This is a genomic window from Novipirellula sp., assembly GCF_041583735.1.
Taxonomy (GTDB): Bacteria; Planctomycetota; Planctomycetia; order Pirellulales; family Pirellulaceae; genus Novipirellula.
In genome coordinates, this window is the sequence record NZ_JBFHFD010000917.1 from 1 (window position 1) to 2,529 (window position 2,529).

The following is a 2,529-nucleotide window of genomic DNA, read 5'->3' on the forward strand; positions in this document are numbered from 1 at the left end:
AAAGCGACGACGGGTCGCTTTCTCAGCCACCTCAGGATTTTTCTTAACTTTTTTGTTGGCGATTTCGGTCATGTAAACTTTCCGTGCCCTCGACTTTGAAAAACTTCAAAGTTGTCTCACTCATGTTGGCACAGAGGGGAGTCGCAGTCGCAGTGGGCTTACATGATGGCCACCATCGGTCCGCTGATGGGTCCGCTGGGGACGACCGCACTCGTAGTTGTGCTGGTCATTTTCATGCTGATTGGCCGCGAGGATCTGCGGAACCGTCTGATCGGACTGTTTGGACACGGTCAGCTGTCAGTCACTACGCGGGCTCTGGACGACGCGGGGCGACGGATTGGCCGGTATCTGATGATGCAGTTTCTGATCAATGCCAGTTACGGTCTGGCCCTTGGCTTGGTCTTATCTGCGGTGGGTGTCCCCTTTGCACTGTTATGGGGATTGATGGCGGCGCTGCTGCGATATATCCCGTACGTCGGGCCCTGGATGGGTGCGATTTTCCCAATCGTGACGAGCTTGGTCGCGTTTGAAGGTTGGTCGCAACCATTGTTGGTGATTGCCTTTATCGTCGCGTTGGAACTCATCAGCAACATGGTAATTGAGCCACTGCTGTTTGGACACAGCGTCGGTATCTCCGCAGTCGGGCTGATCTTGACCGCTGCATTTTGGACGCTTCTATGGGGACCGATTGGCCTGGTAATGGCTACTCCACTGACAGTTTGTCTCGTGGTTCTTGGTCAGCATGTACCTCGGTTTCGGATCTTCGTGGTGTTGCTGGGGGATGAACCTGTGCTGCCACCACACGTTCGCTTTTACCAGCGACTGCTGGCTCGTGATCAATTGGAAGCGAGAGAATTGGCCCGCGAGCTGTCAGGGGACACGCTCGAATTTCAACACATATGCGATAAGATTATGATGCCGGCCATCGTGCGAGCCCGCAAGGATCGTTACCGGGAGCAGATTTCGGTTGAGGACGAAGCATTTGTTTTGCAAGCCACTCATGACATCTTAGCGGATCGGGCTCGGTCTTCCGACGAGTCAAAGGGTGGATTTTTGAACCGCCGCAGCTCACGAGACGCGACCGATCGGAATGCTGCCGCAGCGAGCGACCGCAATGGCTCTGCTAGTGAGAGGGTCACAGAAGACGGGCCCAGTTCCCCCGAAGCGATAACGAAAAAGCCGACACTACGCATACTCGGATGTGCCGCGCATCACAAGTCCGAGGAGCTCGCTGTGGAGATGCTTGCACAAGCACTCGGTCCCGAGGGGTATTTCGTCCATTCACTGACGACCAAGGCACTTCCGAGCGAGGTCGTCGATCTGGTGCAGCAGCAGCATTGGGACGCCGTCTTCCTAGCGGTGATCCCACCGAGCGGAATGCCACAGGCCAGTTATCTATGCCGGCGTCTCCGCAAGTCGTTCCCGGATCTGCAAATCATCGTCGGTTATTGGGGTAATAAAAAGCGATTTGACGAGGTGCTCGTCAAGATGCGATCGCGAGGTGCGAGTTACGTGACGACTTCGATCGATCAGACGCACAAGCAAATTTTGGATCTCGCATTACTGAACCGCAGCAACAGTCCCGCCCGCCTAATAAGGAGTGGTCATGCCACGGATTCTGATGATTGAAGACAATGAGATGAATCGAGATATGCTCTCGAGAAGACTACGGCGACGTGGCTTTGATGTCGTGTTAGCTGTCAACGGAGCCGAAGGGATCCGCATGGCACAGACCGAGTCGCCCGATCTAATCCTGATGGATCTCAATATGCCCGACGTCGATGGTTGGGAGGCGGCTCGGCTGCTGAAGCAATCGCCCGACACGAAACATCTGCCCATTATCGCGCTGACTGCGCATGAAGCACCAGGAAACCGCGAACGCCTAATTGCCACGGGGTGCGCCGAGTATCACACAAAACCGGTGCAACTGCCGCTGTTGGTATCCCAGATCGAAACGATTCTCAAGAAACTGCGAAGCGACGTCCCATGACGCCCCACGACAACGCGCAGCCGGCGACTCCGAATTCCGAAACCTCAAACGGGTCGGAAAGCCTTGAACGGCTATCCGCCTGCGCGCTTCCATATACGCCCGCTGATTTTCCGGCGAATGAATCGGAGCGGCTTGCCGCGCTTCGTCGCTACCAGATTCTGGACACGCTACCGGAAAAGGAATTTGACGACCTGACCTCGCTTGCTGCCCAGATTTTCCAGACTCCCATCGCACTGGTCAGTCTGGTGGACGAGAAGCGGCAATGGTTTAAATCCACGGTCGGCCTCTCCGCAAGCGAAACGCCACGTGAATTGGCATTCTGTGGCCATGCTCTGCTGCAGGACGACGTCCTGGTGGTACCCGATGCCCATCTGGATGTCCGCTTTGCGAACAACCCACTGGTCGTCGGCGAGCCGCACGTTCGCTTTTACGCGGGCGCTCCGCTGGTGACACCGGACGGCTTCGCGTTGGGAACCCTGTGTGTCATCGATACTCAGCCCCGGACGCCCGATGACGCGCAGATCACCGCCTTGAAGCGA

The 2,529-nt window shown here is 56.3% G+C and carries 3 protein-coding genes; all 3 read left to right on the top strand.

Annotated features, from left to right (window positions below):
- Nucleotides 1-162 precede the first annotated feature (162 nt).
- On the top strand, nucleotides 163-1,629 hold the full coding sequence (locus ABX962_RS34540; RefSeq protein WP_372726203.1) for an AI-2E family transporter: 1,467 nt from the start codon (nucleotides 163-165) through the stop codon (nucleotides 1,627-1,629).
- Nucleotides 1,607-1,990 (top strand): response regulator, encoded by a 384-nt coding sequence (locus ABX962_RS34545; protein ID WP_372726204.1) that lies wholly within the window; start codon nucleotides 1,607-1,609, stop codon nucleotides 1,988-1,990. The genes ABX962_RS34540 and ABX962_RS34545 overlap by 23 nt, the downstream gene beginning before the upstream one ends.
- A partial coding sequence (locus ABX962_RS34550; protein ID WP_372726205.1) for a GAF domain-containing protein occupies nucleotides 1,987-2,529 on the top strand: 543 nt, incomplete at its 3' end. The genes ABX962_RS34545 and ABX962_RS34550, both read left to right, overlap by 4 nt.

What these genes read in the sequence shown, in the direction of transcription:
- ABX962_RS34540 (WP_372726203.1), top strand. Translation starts at nt 163, where the DNA reads ATGATGGCCACCATCGGTCCGCTGATGGGTCCGCTGGGGACGACCGCA.
- ABX962_RS34545 (WP_372726204.1), top strand. Translation starts at nt 1,607, where the DNA reads ATGCCACGGATTCTGATGATTGAAGACAATGAGATGAATCGAGATATG.